Origin of the sequence: Hydrogenophaga sp. (assembly GCF_050250835.1) — a bacterium.
Classification (GTDB): Bacteria; Pseudomonadota; Gammaproteobacteria; order Burkholderiales; family Burkholderiaceae_C; genus Hydrogenophaga.
The window spans coordinates 322880-337491 of the sequence record NZ_JBFWNX010000002.1; the positions used below are offsets into that span (position 1 = coordinate 322880).

At 66.7% G+C, this 14612-nt stretch carries 16 protein-coding genes; 6 read left to right on the forward strand and 10 right to left on the reverse strand.

The window, feature by feature from the left end; genetic code table 11:
• Positions 1–9: 9 nt before the first annotated feature.
• Entirely contained in the window at positions 10–1398 is a 1389-nt protein-coding gene (hpnE, locus tag AB7F11_RS04720) for a hydroxysqualene dehydroxylase HpnE (protein ID WP_428291389.1), read from the forward strand.
• Entirely contained in the window at positions 1395–1856 is a 462-nt protein-coding gene (locus AB7F11_RS04725; protein ID WP_428291388.1) for an SH3 domain-containing protein, read from the forward strand. Before hpnE ends, AB7F11_RS04725 begins: the two co-directional genes overlap by 4 nt.
• Positions 1857–1865: 9 nt before the next feature.
• Here the strand turns inward: AB7F11_RS04725 and AB7F11_RS04730 are convergent, their stop codons facing one another.
• The gene (locus AB7F11_RS04730; protein WP_428291387.1) at positions 1866–2516 is read right to left on the reverse strand and encodes a glutathione S-transferase family protein; all 651 of its coding nucleotides are present in this window, start codon (positions 2514–2516) and stop codon (positions 1866–1868) included.
• Positions 2517–2529: 13 nt separating this feature from the next.
• Positions 2530–3267 (reverse strand): HAD family hydrolase, encoded by a 738-nt coding sequence (locus AB7F11_RS04735; RefSeq protein ID WP_428291386.1) that lies wholly within the window; start codon positions 3265–3267, stop codon positions 2530–2532.
• Positions 3268–3286: 19 nt separating this feature from the next.
• Between AB7F11_RS04735 and hemH the strand changes: the two genes are divergently transcribed.
• Entirely contained in the window at positions 3287–4378 is a 1092-nt protein-coding gene (hemH, locus tag AB7F11_RS04740; RefSeq protein WP_428291385.1) for a ferrochelatase, read from the forward strand.
• Between the two features lie 8 nt (positions 4379–4386).
• On the opposite strand, the gene AB7F11_RS04745 is transcribed toward hemH, so the two are convergent.
• The 3 genes from AB7F11_RS04745 to AB7F11_RS04755 form a co-directional block, all read right to left on the reverse strand.
• On the reverse strand, positions 4387–6459 hold the full coding sequence (locus AB7F11_RS04745; RefSeq protein ID WP_428291384.1) for a TonB-dependent receptor family protein: 2073 nt from the start codon (positions 6457–6459) through the stop codon (positions 4387–4389).
• Positions 6460–6537: 78 nt separating this feature from the next.
• On the reverse strand, positions 6538–6939 hold the full coding sequence (locus tag AB7F11_RS04750; protein WP_428291383.1) for a hypothetical protein: 402 nt from the start codon (positions 6937–6939) through the stop codon (positions 6538–6540).
• 28 nt (positions 6940–6967) lie between these two features.
• Positions 6968–7864 carry a LysR family transcriptional regulator ArgP gene (locus tag AB7F11_RS04755; protein ID WP_428291382.1) on the reverse strand — a complete coding sequence of 299 codons (897 nt, stop codon included), beginning with the start codon at positions 7862–7864 and terminating at the stop codon, positions 6968–6970.
• Between the two features lie 73 nt (positions 7865–7937).
• On the opposite strand from AB7F11_RS04755, the gene AB7F11_RS04760 reads away from it, so the two are divergent.
• From AB7F11_RS04760 to AB7F11_RS04770, 3 genes are all read left to right on the forward strand, one after another.
• The gene (locus AB7F11_RS04760) at positions 7938–8588 is read left to right on the forward strand and encodes a LysE/ArgO family amino acid transporter (protein ID WP_428291381.1); all 651 of its coding nucleotides are present in this window, start codon (positions 7938–7940) and stop codon (positions 8586–8588) included.
• A gap of 63 nt (positions 8589–8651) precedes the next feature.
• Positions 8652–8846, forward strand: a complete 195-nt coding sequence (locus AB7F11_RS04765) for a hypothetical protein (protein WP_428299865.1) — start codon at positions 8652–8654, stop codon at positions 8844–8846.
• 75 nt (positions 8847–8921) lie between these two features.
• Positions 8922–9152, forward strand: coding sequence for a hypothetical protein (locus AB7F11_RS04770; protein WP_428291379.1), 231 nt, complete (start codon positions 8922–8924; stop codon positions 9150–9152).
• Positions 9153–9171: 19 nt separating this feature from the next.
• On the opposite strand, the gene AB7F11_RS04775 is transcribed toward AB7F11_RS04770, so the two are convergent.
• The 5 genes from AB7F11_RS04775 to AB7F11_RS04795 form a co-directional block, all read right to left on the reverse strand.
• Complete coding sequence (locus tag AB7F11_RS04775; RefSeq protein ID WP_428291378.1) at positions 9172–10035, reverse strand: alpha/beta fold hydrolase; 864 nt, start codon at positions 10033–10035, stop codon at positions 9172–9174.
• A complete protein-coding gene (locus AB7F11_RS04780) occupies positions 10032–11132 on the reverse strand; it encodes a branched-chain amino acid ABC transporter permease (RefSeq protein ID WP_428291377.1) in 1101 nt (366 codons plus the stop codon). The genes AB7F11_RS04775 and AB7F11_RS04780 overlap by 4 nt, the downstream gene beginning before the upstream one ends.
• 895 nt (positions 11133–12027) lie before the next feature.
• Positions 12028–13014 carry a branched-chain amino acid ABC transporter permease gene (locus AB7F11_RS04785; protein ID WP_428289665.1) on the reverse strand — a complete coding sequence of 329 codons (987 nt, stop codon included), beginning with the start codon at positions 13012–13014 and terminating at the stop codon, positions 12028–12030.
• On the reverse strand, positions 13011–13745 hold the full coding sequence (locus AB7F11_RS04790; protein WP_428289666.1) for an ABC transporter ATP-binding protein: 735 nt from the start codon (positions 13743–13745) through the stop codon (positions 13011–13013). The genes AB7F11_RS04785 and AB7F11_RS04790 overlap by 4 nt, the downstream gene beginning before the upstream one ends.
• Positions 13742–14503, reverse strand: a complete 762-nt coding sequence (locus AB7F11_RS04795) for an ABC transporter ATP-binding protein (RefSeq protein ID WP_428289667.1) — start codon at positions 14501–14503, stop codon at positions 13742–13744. Before AB7F11_RS04795 ends, AB7F11_RS04790 begins: the two co-directional genes overlap by 4 nt.
• Positions 14504–14612 lie beyond the last annotated feature (109 nt).

Sequence of the window (14612 nt, forward strand, 5' to 3'; positions counted from 1 at the left end):
CCCCAGGGGATGCTGGCCATCGTCGGGGCGGGCTGGGCCGGCATGGCGGCCGCCGTGCAAGCTGCATCCCATGGCATGGACGTGACCATCTTCGAAGCGACCCGCGTGCTCGGTGGCCGGGCCCGCGCCCTGCCTGCGCATCGGCCCGACGGCATGCCCCTGACGCTGGACAACGGGCAGCACATCCTGATTGGCGCCTACAGGGACACGCTGGCGCTCATGCGTCAGGTGGAGATGGACCCGAGCGAGCACCTGCTGGCTCTGCCGCTCATGCTGCCTTACCCCGACGGCTCCGGCCTGCGCACCCCCGAGTGGGCCGCACGCTGGCCTGCGCCGCTCGATGCCCTGGCCGCCATCGCCACCGCGCGTGACTGGCGGTGGCGGGATCGGTTCGCGCTGCTGCGCATCTCGATGGCGTGGAAACGCTCGGGTTTTGCGTGCCCGCCCACGCACACCGTGGCGGATGTCTGCCGGGGTCTGCCGGTTCGCGTGATGAACGAACTGATCGAGCCGCTGTGCGTCTCGGCCCTGAACGTGCCGGTGCAGCAAGCCAGCGGCGACGTGTTCCTGCGCGTGATGCGCGACGCGCTGTTCGGCCCTGGCAGCCACGGCTTCAACGCTTCGAGCCTGTTGCTGCCGCGCAGCGATCTCTCTGCCCTGTTTCCGCTGGCCGCGGCCGCCTGGCTGAAGAAGAGTCACGGCCAGCACACCCGCATCCGCATGGGCACCCGTGTGCGCGGGCTGCGCGCCGCGGGAGCGCAATGGCTGCTGCGAACCGAGGAAAAAGAAGAGGCAGAAGAGGCCTTCGACCAGGTGATCTGGGCCACCTCGGCAAGCCCGGCAGCCCAGGTGATGGGCCAGGCTATTGACGCGCCGGACACCTTGCGCAGCTGGGCAGGTTCAGCAGAGCAACTCCCTTTCACCGCCATCACCACTGTCTACGCCTGGGCGAAGGGCGCTCGCCTCGCTTCGCCGCTGCTGGCCCTGCGCGATGGCCCGGCGCAGTTCGTTTTCGACCGGGGCCAGCTCGACCCGGCCAACCCCGCCGCACAAGGCGTGCTGGCCTTCGTGGTGAGCGCGAGCCAGGGCGAACGCGAAGCGTTGCAGGCGCGTGTGCTCGCGCAGGCCGAAAGCACGTTGCACCTGCCGTCGCTGCAAGCCTTGCAGACGGTGGTGGAAAAGCGCGCCACCTTCGCCTGCGTGCCCGGCGTGCATCGACCCGCCGCCTGCATCGCACCCGGCCTGTGGGCCGCAGGCGACTACGTGCAGGGCCCCTATCCCGCCACGCTCGAAGGTGCTGTTCGCAGTGGTCTTCAGGCGGCGGCGGGAACCTCTTCCCACGCAGGTGTTCCCACCTGTGCCATTCAGCAACCAGACGAAAGGAATCTCTCAGGATGATCGCCACTTCCTCCACCCGAACCCTCATCGCAGCCCTGGGCATGGGCCTGCTGGCACTGGCCAGCGGCGCGGCCCACGCGCAGAGCATGGTCAGCGTCAAGGGAAATACCCTGAACATGCGCGAAGGCCCGGGCACCCACACCGCGGTGCTGTGGGAACTGAAGAAGGGGTACCCACTCCAGATCACCCAGCGCAAGGGAAGCTGGGTAAAGGTGCGCGACTTCGAGGGCGACACCGGCTGGGTGGCACGCTCGCTCACCGGCAGCACGCCGCACCACATCGTCAAGTCGCCGGTCGCCAATATCCGCAGCGGCCCCGGCACGCAGCACCGCGTGGTGGGCAAGGCAAGCTACGGCGACCTCGTGCGCACACGCGAGAAGCGCGCCGACTGGGTGCGCGTCGAGCGCAAGGAAGGCGTGGGCGGCTGGATCGCCAGGCGATTGCTCTGGGGGTTCTGAGGAGCGGCCTCAGCCGTTCTCGCGCACCTTCAGGTAGGCCGGGCGCGCCATGCAACGCAACAGCCAGGCGTGCGTGAGCGGGTTCGCCTTCATGAGCGTGGCACAGGGCCGCGCCCAGTTCAGCACGCTGGCCACACAGAGATCGGCCACGGTGAAGCGCTGTGCAGCCAGGTGCGCCAGGCCGGCGGCCTGCTGCTGCGCCAGGTGTTGTTCGATCACACGAAAGGGCACCGCCAGGCGCCGTTCAGCGGCTTCGGCCAGCGCTGGCTTGCGGCGCTCTTCGGGCATGGCGTGGCGGTACATGAGCACGGTGAGCGCATCGGCCTCGACCTCCGTCATGGCCCAGAAGCTCCAGCGCAGCGCCTCGGCGTCTTCCCTGGCGGTGGCCGGCGCAATGCTGGCGCCGTCGGCCGGGCCGTGGTGGCGGGCAATGTACAGCGCGCAGGCCATGCTCTCCCAAACCACCACATCGCCCTCGGGCCGGGCGTCCACCACCGCGGGCACATGGCCGTTGGGGTTGATCGCCAGAAACCCGGGGGTGCGCGTGCCGCCTCCCTGATAGGGCAGCGACACGTGTTGAAAGTGCAGGCCAAGCTCGGTCGCAGCCCACAGCGGGCGAACGGCGCGCGACGCCGGAATGCCGTAGATGGTGAGGCTCATGCGCGCCGCGTGATCAACCGAGCTGGCGGCAAAGCGCCATCAGGTCCGGCACGGTGGTGTGTGGTTGCAGCGGCGCATGCTCCCAGGCATGGCCACCTCGGTTGAGCCAGGCCACCTGCATGCCCGCGCCCAGCGCACCCAGGGCGTCCAGGTGCGCGTCGTCACCGATGTGCAGCACCTGCCCGGCACTGGCACCTGCGGCCTGCGCTGCGGCGTGGAAGATGCGCGCATCGGGCTTGCCCACGCCGAACACGTGCGCACTCAGCGCCGCCCGGAAATGCCGCCCCAGGCCCACGCGGTGGACATCGGCATTGCCATTCGACAAAGCCACCACGGGATAGCGGCGGGCCAGCCATTCGAGCGCAGGCAAGGCGTCCTCGAACAGCTCCACGCGCTGGCGCTCGGCAAAGAACACCTCGAAAGCGGCCTCGGCCAGAGCAGGGTCTTCACCCTCGCGCTGCAACACCAGGCGAATCGACTCGCGCCGCAGCGCGCTCATGTCGTTGGCCAGTTCGGGGCGCAACGTGTGCATCTGGTTGCGCACCTCGCGCAACGCCACAGGATCGCCCCACCTCGCGGCGGTGGCCGGCGCGTGTTCGACGAGCCACGCGGCCAACGCGGCTTCGGCCCGCGCGATGGTCGGCCAGATGGGCCAGAGCGTGTCGTCCAGATCGAGGGTGATGGCGCGCACCCGGGACGGGTCCAGCGTGGCGGCGGCTGGGGCCGCTGGGGTACTCGGGGGCGTGTTCATGCTTGCGAGAGAATAGCGCATGCCATTCCAGCCCGAACCGCCTTATTCCCACGGCCAGGCCGCCCGCACTGCGGTGCTGCTGTGCAACCTGGGCACCCCGGACGAACCCACCGCACCGGCCTTGCGGCGCTATCTCGCTGAATTCCTGGGCGACCCGCGAGTGGTCGAGATTCCACGTCCGGTCTGGCTGCTGATCCTGCACGGCATCATCTTGCGGGTTCGGCCGAAGAAGTCGGCCGCGAAATACGCCGGCATCTGGATGCCTGAGGGATCACCCCTGAAAGTGTGGACCGATAGACAGGCCACGCTGCTGCGCGGCTACCTCGGCGAGCGTGGCCATCAGGTCACCGTGCGCTACGCCATGCGCTACGGCAATCCGTCCATCGCCTCGGTGATGGACGAACTCATGGCCCAGGGCGTCACACGGGTGCTGGTGCTGCCGGCCTACCCGCAGTACAGCGGTACCACCACCGCCAGCGTGGTCGACGGCGTGATGAACTGGGCGCGCCAGGTGCGCCACCTGCCCGAACTGCGGTTCGTCAACCGCTACCACGACGACGCCGGCTACATTCAGGCCCTGGCGCGCACCATCCGCGCACACTGGGCGGCTCACGGCCAGAGCGACCAGCTGGTGATGAGCTTTCATGGCGTGCCCGAGCGCACCCTGCAACTGGGCGACCCCTACCACTGCGAATGCCACAAGACCGCGCGCCTGCTGGCCGAACAGCTCGACCTGGCGAAAGACCGCTACAAGGTCACTTTCCAGTCGCGCTTTGGCAAGGCCAGGTGGCTCGAACCCTACACCGAGCCCACACTCATCGACCTCGCGAGCAAGGGCCTCAGGAGCGTGGACGTGGTCTGCCCAGGCTTCACCAGCGACTGCCTGGAAACCCTTGAAGAAATCAACATGGAGGCTCGCGAAGCCTTTCTTCACGCAGGGGGTGAACGCTTCGCGTACATCCCCTGCCTCAACGACCACCCCGAGTGGATTCGAGCGCTGGCCGATGTCGCCGAGCGGCACCTCCAAGGCTGGTCCACGAAGCGCGCCGACAACCCCATGGAGTTGCAGGCCAGCCGCGAGCGCGCACTGGCCTTGGGCGCGAAGGACTGAGCGAAGTCTCAGAACTTGAACCGAGCCCCCACGTACAGCGAACGCGATTCGCCCGGCGAGAGGATCGCGGCGTTGGCGGCCGCCACGTCGCGCACGCTGAACTGCGAGACGTAGTTCCGGTTCGCGAGGTTGCGCGCCTCGGCGAACACCTCCCAGTCCTTGCCGGTCCAGCCCGCACGCAGGCCCCACAGGGCGTACGAGTCCACCTGATAGGTGTTGCTGAAATCGGCAAAACGGCTGCTCACCAGATCAAACGTGGGGCCGAAGAAAAAGCCAGTGGCCGCATGCCGGTACAGCACCTCCCCCTTGAGGGCCACCTTGGGTGCGGCCGGCAGCACGTTGTTGCCGTAGATCGCATCGCCCTGGAAACGGAAGCGGTTGAACGTCAGATTGACCAGGGGTTCGATCCGGTGCGCACTGCTCCCGCCCAAGGCGAAGCTGGCACCCACCAGGGCTTCGATGCCAGCGTGCACGGTGCGGTCCGCGTTGATGGACAGGCTGGTGCCCGGGGCACCTGGGTCGTCGCGCGACAGGATCTCGTTGCGCAGCCGCGTGTGGTACACGGCGACGTCCCAGTTCCAGCGGTGCTTCTGCCCAAACTCCTGCTTGCCGCGCGCACCCACTTCGAACACCGTGCCACGCATGGCTTCCAGCAGCGTGTTGGGCGGACCGCCTGGGGTCTCGTCCTGCAGTTCGTACAGCGTCGGCGCCTCATACACGCGGCTGACGTTGGCGAACAGCTGGGACGACGGCGAGAGCTGGCGAATCAGGCCGGCACGCGGGTTGATGCTGTTGAAATCGCCCTTGAGGCTGGACGCCCTCACCTCGCGGCTGGTGGACACGCCCTGCGCACCGTAAACGGCCGTCCAGTCTGGTGCGAACTGCCAGCGGTCCATCACGAACAACTCCAGTTGGCTGGCGCGGTTGGCCACGGCGGTCGTCAGCGTCTGAGCGCCACCTGGCACATAGCTGAAATTGCCGCCGTCGACCGTGGTGCGCGCCAGGTTCATGCCCACCAGCAGATCGTGCGCGCCCATGCGGCGCTGATACCGCACGGTGCTGCCCAGCGTGCGCTGCGTGGTGTCGATCAGCAGCGAGAAGAACGGGGGCGCATAGACGATGGGGTGGTAGAGCTGCTGGTTCTCATACGAAAGGCCGAGCGTGAGCTTGCTGTCCGTGTCGATGTCCCACACCGTCCTGTTGGCCAGTCGCCAGGTCTCCACGTTGTAGCGGTAGTTGCCGGCCACGGCCGCAGCCTGGGCCTGCTTCGGATCGTCCAGCCACTGCTGGCGCGTGAGCACGCCCGGCAACTGTTGCTGGTTGTCGATGTAAGTGGCGTAGAAGCGGGTGTGTACAGCATCGTTCAACTGCCAGCCGCCATTGGCATACAGGCTGTTGCGCTCCTGCTTCTGGTGCCGGCGGTAGCCGTCGTAGTGCCGGGTCTCGGCCGAAACCAGGCCATCGAAGGTGCCCACGATCTTGCCCAACGTCACGCTGCCCTGCCGATGTCCGTGGCTGCCCAGGTTGAGCAAGAGTTCGTTCGGCGCGCCGTCGCGAGCCGTGGGGGTGGTGAAGTCGATGGCACCACCCAGCGTGCTGGCGCCGTAGGTCAGCGCGTTGGCGCCCCGGGCCACCACCGCATGGCTGGCGGCCAGCGGGTTGGGCTGGCGGTTGTGGTTGTTGCCGTCGGCCGCCGAGACCGGCAGGCCATCCTGCAGGTACTTGATACCGTTGCCGTCGTAGTTGGTGGCATCGAGGTTCGAGCCCCGGCTGGAGATGAAGGACGAGTCGCCTGTGGAGCCGCTCGCGGTCCACAGGCCCGGCACGTAGCGCAGCATGTCACCCACGCTCACCACGCTGCGCTGGCGCAGGCTTTCGCCATCGACCAGCGAGACGCCGCCCGGCGTGAGGGCCTGCTCGGCCTCCAGCTCGGCACGGACTTCGTCGGCGTCATGGCGGGCCTTGATGACGACGGTGGGCAACTGGCCTGCCACTTCGGCCGGCGCGGGTGTGGGGGTCTGGGCAAAGGCGCAAGGCGCCAGCACGGCTGCGCACAGCACAGCGCATGAAGATCGGTTCATGGAGTTCGATTCCGGAGAAAAAAATGGCCAACGCGGCCGCAGCCCGAGGGGCGGGGCCGCCACAAAGGGCGGGAGCGGTCAGGCGCGCTCGGGCGGCCCGTGTGAAGGGGGCGGCAGCGCGTGCCGACGCACCGCCACCGTGGGCGAACGCGGCGTGGCGGGCGCTGCCTTGGCGATGCGCGGCAAGGCAGCCGGACTTGCCGTGGGCAGCGGCGCAGGTGTGGAACCCACGGCGCACAACTTGGCGCAGTTCGCCAGATGATCAAGGCCAATGCCGTCCTGCGCCAGCGCGTCGCGGATCTCGGCGGGCAGCAGCGCGGCGGCTTCCCGGGCAGAGCCGGGGTCGCCGCACCAGGCCGCCATGACGCCAGGCGGCGCCGCCTGCATGGCCGCATGAGCCACGGGCAGCCCAAGCTGCGCGAACCAGGCCAGGAAGACCAGGGTCCAGTTCAGGCGCAAGCGCAACAGGCGGGAAGACATGGAGCGCATTCTAATTTGGGCCTGTCCATCACGGCGGCAACAGCGCGCTGCCCGCCGCAGACACCACCTGCCGCGTCAGTCCGTCGAGCAGCGAAGACGCGGCTCGCGCCTGCTGCCAGTGCAGGGGCACGTCCATCGGACTGTCCGGCACCAGCTCCACCAAGGCACCCGACTTCAACTGGGCACGAATCATCAGCTCGGGCTGCAGGCCCCAGCCCATTCCTGCGACTGCCGCGATCACAAAGGCGTGCGGCGAAGGCAGGCTGTGCCGGGGCAACTCCACGTGTCGATGGCACAGGCGCCGCACCCAGCGCGACTGCAACTCGTCCTTGGTGTTGAACTGAAGGCTGGGAGCACGCGCCAGGCTGCCCGCACCAACACCCTCGGCGAAGTACCGTGCGACAAAACGAGGGCTGACCGTGGCCAGGTAGCGCATGGCGCCGAGCGGCTGGCTGTTGCAACCCACGGCAGGCCGGGCAGACGATGTGACCGCCGCCATCACCTCACCGGTTCGCAACCATTCGGCGGTGTGATCCTGATCGTCCACGGCAACCTCCATCAGTGCAGGCGCCTTCGTGGCAAAGCCCGCTACGGCGGGGGCGAACCAGGTGGCCAGGCTGTCTGCGTTCACGGCCACCGGCAGCGTCACGCGCGCAACGCCCTCTGGCGCCCAGGCGGGCAAGGTGCCGTGCAGTTCATGCTCCAGCAATCGCACGCGGTCCACGTGCTGACAGAGGCGCCGGCCCGTTTCAGTGGCCACGCAGGGCTGCCCCCGCACCACCAGCGCACAGCCTGCCCGCTCTTCCAGCAGACGGATGCGTTGCGAAATCGCCGACGGTGTGACGTGAAGCGTGCGGGCCGCGCGCTCGAAACTGCCTTCGCGAACCACAGCGGCCAGGGCCGAGAGTGAAGCATAGTCCAGCATGAACGTAGTTTTCCTAAATCGGAGTTATGAAAGATAGTTTGCCTTCATCGCAGAGGGCTGGCAATCTGGGCGCATGTCGACACTTTCGTCCCATCTTGAAATCGCGTGGCCTGCGTTCACTCAGGCGTTGCTCCTGAGCTTTGGGCTGATCGTGGCCATAGGCGCGCAAAACGCCTTCGTGCTGCGCCAGGGGCTTCGCCGTGAACACGTGGGCAGCGTGGTGATGTTCTGCGCCGTGGCCGATGCGGCGCTGATCACGGCGGGCGTGCTGGGCATGGCACAGGCGCTGGCGGGCAGCCCTGGCATCGCACGCGCGCTGGCGGTGGCGGGAGCGCTCTTCCTCTCGTTGTACGGATGGCGCGCCCTTCGCCGTGCGCAACATCCGCAATCCATGCGCGCCAGCGAAGAAGGCCTCACGCTCAGCCGTGGTGCAGCGCTGGCACAAGCTGCGGCCTTCACCCTGCTCAACCCACACGTCTACCTGGACACCGTGCTGCTGGTCGGCAGCATTGGCGCGCAGCAGCCGGCCGCATTGCGCGGCTGGTTCGTGGCCGGCGCGAGCGTCGCCAGCTTCCTGTGGTTTGGTTTGCTGGGCTTTGGCGCACGCTGGCTGGCGCCCGTGTTCGCTCGCCCGAAAGCCTGGCAGGTGCTGGACGCGCTGATCGGCGTAACCATGTGGGTGCTGGCCGCCCTTTTGCTGCGGCATGCGTTGCCGGCAGTCTGAGGAGACCGGATGTACATCTCAAAGCATCACCAGTTCAACGATCGGGAGGCCATCTGCTCGCTCATGGCATCGCGTCCGCTGGCCGCCTGGGTGCGCCAAGGCCCGAGCGGGCTTGTGGCAAACCACGTGCCTTTCCTGCTGGATCGCCAGCGGGGAGCGTTCGGCACACTCATTGCATCGTCGGTATCGAGATACCGATTGACCGGATCGAGGCCAAGCTCAAGACCAGCCAGGATGAAGACATGCAGGACAGGCTAGGCACCGTCAGCGCGCTGCGCAAGGCCTCGTGCCAGGAGGAACAAGCGATGGCCGATCTGGTCATGATGGCCGTTGATGGCGACCATCGCGGTCCATAGCCTGGCCTACAGCTGGATGGGAGGCCACGGAAGCAACGGAGGCTATGGACTGCCGCTGGACAAGGTGGTGACCTGCACCTCCAAAGCCACGGCCGCGCGCGACCTCGCCCACCTTGGGGCTGAAGGCCTGCTGTTCAGGCGGGGCCAGGGCAAGGTGTTGCGCTACTTTTTGAACGTGCCCGGCTTGGCGCACGCGGATCGCAGCTGAGTCCGCAACGGCAGCCGGCTCAGTGCCCCGCCAGAAACCGCTGCACCAGTTCCAGTTGGTCTGGCACGTTCAGCGCCGGCGCGTGCCCGCAGCCTGCAATGGTCACCACCAGCGCCCTCGGTCCGCGGTCGCGCATGGCTTCGGCAGTGTCGGCCAGCAGCAGGTCTGAATCCGCGCCGCGCAGGCACAGCACGGGCGCGTCGATGCGGTCGTAGGTGGGCCAGAGGTCGTAGTCGTTCGGGTGGTCGGTGAACTGGCGCACCATCGCGGGGTCGTAGTGCGGGGTCACGCGGCCGTCGGGCAGGCGGCGGGTGGAGCTTTCGGTGAACAGGCGCCACTGCGCATCGCTGATGTAGCCATAGGGCTTGTAGATGGTGCGGAAATACTGTTCCAGTTCGCTCACGGTGTCGAAGGCGGGCGGGCTGCCAGCGTAACTGCGGATGCGTTGCACGGCGGCATCGGCCAGCCTGGGGCCGATGTCGTTGAGCACCAACCGTTCAATGCGGCCGTGCAGCGGGCCGGCCGCGCACACCATGCCAATGGCGCCGCCCATGGAGGTGCCGACCCAGTGAAAGCGTTTGAGGGCGAGCTGGTCCACCAGCGAAGTGGCGATGCGGCTGTAAAAGTCCAGGCAGTACTCGGCTTCGGGCCTGGGGCTCCACTGGCTCAGTCCGCGGCCGATCGTGTCGGGGCAGACAACCCGCCAGCCCAGGGCGCACAGATGTTCGGCCAGCGGATCCATGTCGCGCCCGGTGCGGGCCAGGCCGTGCCAGGCCACCACCACGGGACCGGTGGGTTCGTCCGGCTCCCAGTCCATGAAGTGGATTTCGCGGCCTTCGCACTTCAGATAGCGCGAGCGCGGCAGGGGTTTGGTCAGGTTCATTTCGTGCCCTTCATGCGCACGAGCACGGCACGCTCCCTGAGCTTGCCCACGATGCCGGTGGGAAAGTAGTAGACCGAGAGCACGAACAGCAGGCCCAGCCAGAGCAGCCATCGGTCGGGCGTGAGCAGCGCGGGCAACATCGGTATGCCCTGGGTCGCCTCGCCGGCCAGGCGCAGCAGATCCTGCAGGTAGCTCTGCGCCACGAGGAACAGCACACTGCCAATGAGCGCGCCGTACAGCGTACCCATGCCGCCGATCACAACGATCAGCAGGATGTCCAGCATGATCTCGAACGACAGCGACGTATCGGGTCCGTTGTAGCGTAGCCAGATGGCAAGCAGGCAACCGGCGAGCGTGGCGAAGCTGGCCGAGAGCACGTTGGAAAGCGTGCGGTAGACAACAGTGCGGTAGCCGAGCGCTTCGGCGCGGAAATCGTTTTCTCGAATGGCTTGCAGCACGCGGCCAAAGGGCGAGTTCACGATGCGCAGGATGGTGAGAAAGATCGCCGTGACCGCGAGGAAGATCAGGTAGTAGGTGATCAGCCGGCCGTTCAGGTCCACCTCACCCAGGGGCGTGCTGATGGGTTCCTCGCGCAGGCTGAAGCCGGGCGACAACAGCTCAGGCACGCGGAAGCTCAGACCGTCTTCACCACCGGTGAAGTCGGAGAGTTGCGAAGCCAGCGTGAGGAAGGCCGAGGCCACAGCGAGCGTGATCATGGCAAAGAAAATCGCCTTCACGCGCAGCGAGAACAGGCCGATGAGCAAGGAGAGCACCAGCGAGATCAGCAGCGCGCAGACGATGCCCACGGCCATGGCACTCCAGCTCGCCTGCTCCACCGAATTCAGCGCAATCGCCACGCCATAGGCGCCGATACCAAAGAACATGGTGTGAGCAAAGCTCACGATGCCGGTGTATCCCAGCAGCAGATCGAAACTGGCCACCAGTGCCACGAAGATCAGCACCTTGGCCGCCACGTTGAGCGCCTTCACGCCCGGGAACAGAAACGGCGCGAACGCCAGGCCAAGGAACAGCACGATCAGCAACAAGCCGAGCCAGCGGCTGCGCGGGAGGTCGTTGGAGAGGAGTCTGCTCAGCATGTCTTGATCCTTTTGCTCGAGCCATTCCCGTTCGCCCTGAGACTGTCAAAGGGTTCTGGCAGTGCATCGACAGAGGGCTTCGACAAGCTCAGCCCGAACGGGGTGGTGGGGCTCAGACCGAACGGGTATCTGGCGCGAGCGCACCTCCGTTCGCCCTGAGCTTGTCGAAGGGTTGCATCTCGAACGAGTGGCTTCGACAAGCTCAGCCCGAACGGGGTGATGAGGCTCAGTCCGAACGGGATGGTGGGGCTCAGACCGAACGGGTATCTGGCGCGAGCGCACCTCCGTTCGCCCTGAGCTTGTCGAAGGGTTGCATCTCGAACGAGTGGCTTCGACTAGCTCAGCCCGAACGGGGTGGTGAGGCTCAGCCCGAACGGGGTGGTGAGGCTCAGCCCGGACAGGTATCTGGCGCGAGCGCACCTCCGTTCGCCCTGAGCTTGTCGAAGGGTTGCATCTCGAACGAGTGGCTTCGACAGGCTCAGCCCGGACGGGGTGGTGGGACTCAGCCCGGACGGGGTGGTGGGACTCAGCCCGGACAGGTATCTGGCGCGAGCGCACCTCCGTTCGCCCTGAGCTTGTCGAAGGGTTGCATCTCGAACGAGTGGCCTCGACAGGCTCAGCCCGAACGGGGTGGTGAGGCTCAGTCCGAACGGGATGGTGAGGCTCAGCCCGGACAGGTATCTGGCGCGAGCGCACCTCCGTTCGCCCTGAGCTTGTCGAAGGGTTGCATCTCGAACGAGTGGCTTCGACAGGCTCAGCCCGAACGGGGTGGTGGGGCTCAGCCCGAACGGGGTGGTGAGGCTCAGTCCGAACGGGATGGTGGGACTCAGCCCGAAGGGGGAAGTGAGGCTCAGGCCGTACCAATGGGGGCAGGTGCACATGGCGTGACAGACTTTCATCGGTTCGTCACGGGATAGACGCCTTGCGGCCGCCACAACAGGATGGCCACCATCAGTGCGATGTTGGAAAACAGCGCCACCTTCGGGGCCAGGAAGCCGGTGTAGTTGGCCATCAGGCCCACCAGCAGTGCGCCGATGAGCGCACCGGTGGTGGAGCCGAGGCCGCCGATGATGATGACGATGAAGATCAGGACGTTGACCTGCGCGCCCATCTGCGGAATCACGCTCTGCTGGTACAGCCCCCACATCACGCCGCCCAGGCCGGCCAGCGCGCTGCCCACCACAAACACGCCGATGAAAAGCTGCCGGATGCGGTAGCCGAGCGACTCGACCATCTCGCGGTCATGCACGCCGGCGCGCACCAGCAGACCCACCTTGGTTCGGTTCAGCGTCCACACCATGGCGGCGAACACGGCCACGCCCACCAGCACCGCGAGCAGGCGGTATTTCTCAACCGCCGCGTCGCCAAAGATGAACGAGCCGCGCAGCGCCTCGGGCAATGGCAATGCAATCTGCTCGGGGCCCCACACCACCTTGATGAGCTCTTCCCCGATGATCATGCCGCCCATGGTGATGAGGATCTGCTTGAGGTGCATGCCGTACACGGGGCGAATGATCAACCGTTCGAACACCCAGCCCAACGCGCCGGCCACCGCCATGGCCACCAGCATGGCCGGCAACAGCGCCGCCAGGTTGAGCCACAGGCTGTCGGCCGTGGTGAAGCTGTTCATGCTACCCAGCACGGTGGTGGCCACGAAGGCGCCAAGCGCGATGAACACGCCATGGCCGAAGTTCAGCACGTCCATGAGGCCAAACACCAGGGTGAGGCCCGAGGCGATGATGAAGATGATCATGCCCATGGCCAGGCCCGCCACGGTGAGCGTGATCCATGTGGAGCCGCTGCCCACGGCCGGCAGGGCCAGCAACGCGAGCGCTGGCACCAGCGCCAGCGGCTTCCAGTCGAAGTCGGCTTCGAGTTTCATTGATGCGCTCCCAGAGACAGGCCGAGCAGCTTCGATTGCAGGCTCTCGTCGGCCGCCAGTTCGGCCATCGAACCGCTGTGCACCACGCGCCCGTCGTCCATCACCGCCACGGTGTCGCCGAGCTGGCGCGCGAAGTTGAAGTTCTGCTCCACGAGCAGGATGGTGGTCTTCGCTGCCTTCAGTTCGCGGAAGGCAGCGATCATGTTCTGGATGATGGCGGGCGCCAGGCCCTTGCTGGGCTCGTCGATCAACAACAGCTTGCGCGGCTCGACGATGGCGCGCGAGACGGCCAGCATCTGTTTCTGCCCGCCGCTGAGCTTGCCGGCTGGGTGCAGCCAGAATTTCTTCATGGCCGGGAACAGGCCGAAGATCCAATCGAGGCGCTGCGTGTCGATGTCGTCGAGCGTGCGCGCACCGCGCGCGGCCAGCAGCATGTTCTCGCGCACGGAGAGGTCCGCGAAGATGCCCATGCTTTCTGGCACGTACGCCACGCCGCTCTGCGCAATGTCGGGCGTAAGCCGCTTCGTGATGTCCACGCCGTCGAGTGCGAGCGTGCCCTGGCTCGCCTGCCACAGGCCCATGATGGTCCGCAGCGTGGTGGTCTTGCCTGCGCCATTGCGCCCGAGCAGCATGGTCGTCTGGCCTTCGGGCACGGCCAGGTCCACGCCGTGGAGGATGTGGTACGCGCCGATGTGCGTATGCACGCCCTGGAGGGTAAGGAGGTTGCTCATGCGCTCACCTCCTCTTCAGGATTGATGCCCAGGTAAGCCTGCTGCACCACCGGCGATGCGATCACTTCAACCGGATCGCCATCGGCCACCAGTTCACCGTTGTGCAGCACGATGATGCGGTCGGAGAGTTCGCGCACCACGTCCATCTTGTGCTCGACCAGCAGAATGGTCTTGGTCTTGTCGTTCTTGAGTTGCCGGATCAGGTTCAGAATCACCGGCACCTCGTCCACGCTCATGCCGGCGGTGGGTTCGTCGAACATGAACACCTGCGGCTCCAGCGCCATCAGAATGCCCACTTCCAGCTTGCGCTGGTCACCGTGCGGCAGGCTGGACGCCAGCGCGTCGCGCTTGTCGGCCAGGGCCACGGCTTCCAGCACCTCGTCGGCGCGCTCGAGCAGGTCACGCCGGTCGCTCCAGATGCGCCACAGGTTCAAGCCCGCACGCGCCCTGGCCTGCACGGCAAGGCGCACGTTCTCCTGCACCGTGAGGCGTGGAAACAGGTTGGTGAGCTGGAAGGCGCGGCCCAGGCCTGCTTGCGCGCGCGCCGGTGCGCCCAGCGTCGAAATGTCCTTGCCACCCAGCAGCACCCGGCCTGCGCTGGCCTTGATCTGCCCGGAAATCAGGTTGAAATACGTCGTCTTGCCCGCCCCGTTGGGGCCGACGATGGCCGTGAGCGTGCCCGGTGCAAACGCGCACGAGACAGCACTCACCGCCACGTGCCCGCCAAAGCGGACCGTGAGGTCTTGGGTTTCAAGCATGGAGAATCCTCGGAGAGAGGCAATGTCCGTTCGCCCTGAGCCTGTCGAAGGGCCTCCACGCGTGGATGGGCTTCGACAGGCTCAGCCCGAACGGATGCAAGGGGCGCCA

Bases quoted from the DNA above. Each gene is read 5' to 3' on its own strand.
- hpnE (WP_428291389.1), top strand. From the start codon at position 10: ATGCTGGCCATCGTCGGGGCGGGCTGGGCCGGCATGGCGGCCGCCGTG.
- AB7F11_RS04725 (WP_428291388.1), top strand. From the start codon at position 1,395: ATGATCGCCACTTCCTCCACCCGAACCCTCATCGCAGCCCTGGGCATG.
- AB7F11_RS04730 (WP_428291387.1), bottom strand. From the start codon at position 2,516: ATGAGCCTCACCATCTACGGCATTCCGGCGTCGCGCGCCGTTCGCCCG.
- AB7F11_RS04735 (WP_428291386.1), bottom strand. From the start codon at position 3,267: ATGAACACGCCCCCGAGTACCCCAGCGGCCCCAGCCGCCGCCACGCTG.
- hemH (WP_428291385.1), top strand. From the start codon at position 3,287: ATGCCATTCCAGCCCGAACCGCCTTATTCCCACGGCCAGGCCGCCCGC.
- AB7F11_RS04745 (WP_428291384.1), bottom strand. From the start codon at position 6,459: ATGAACCGATCTTCATGCGCTGTGCTGTGCGCAGCCGTGCTGGCGCCT.
- AB7F11_RS04750 (WP_428291383.1), bottom strand. From the start codon at position 6,939: ATGTCTTCCCGCCTGTTGCGCTTGCGCCTGAACTGGACCCTGGTCTTC.
- AB7F11_RS04755 (WP_428291382.1), bottom strand. From the start codon at position 7,864: ATGCTGGACTATGCTTCACTCTCGGCCCTGGCCGCTGTGGTTCGCGAA.
- AB7F11_RS04760 (WP_428291381.1), top strand. From the start codon at position 7,938: ATGTCGACACTTTCGTCCCATCTTGAAATCGCGTGGCCTGCGTTCACT.
- AB7F11_RS04765 (WP_428299865.1), top strand. From the start codon at position 8,652: ATGGCATCGCGTCCGCTGGCCGCCTGGGTGCGCCAAGGCCCGAGCGGG.
- AB7F11_RS04770 (WP_428291379.1), top strand. From the start codon at position 8,922: ATGGCGACCATCGCGGTCCATAGCCTGGCCTACAGCTGGATGGGAGGC.
- AB7F11_RS04775 (WP_428291378.1), bottom strand. From the start codon at position 10,035: ATGAACCTGACCAAACCCCTGCCGCGCTCGCGCTATCTGAAGTGCGAA.
- AB7F11_RS04780 (WP_428291377.1), bottom strand. From the start codon at position 11,132: ATGCTGAGCAGACTCCTCTCCAACGACCTCCCGCGCAGCCGCTGGCTC.
- AB7F11_RS04785 (WP_428289665.1), bottom strand. From the start codon at position 13,014: ATGAAACTCGAAGCCGACTTCGACTGGAAGCCGCTGGCGCTGGTGCCA.
- AB7F11_RS04790 (WP_428289666.1), bottom strand. From the start codon at position 13,745: ATGAGCAACCTCCTTACCCTCCAGGGCGTGCATACGCACATCGGCGCG.
- AB7F11_RS04795 (WP_428289667.1), bottom strand. From the start codon at position 14,503: ATGCTTGAAACCCAAGACCTCACGGTCCGCTTTGGCGGGCACGTGGCG.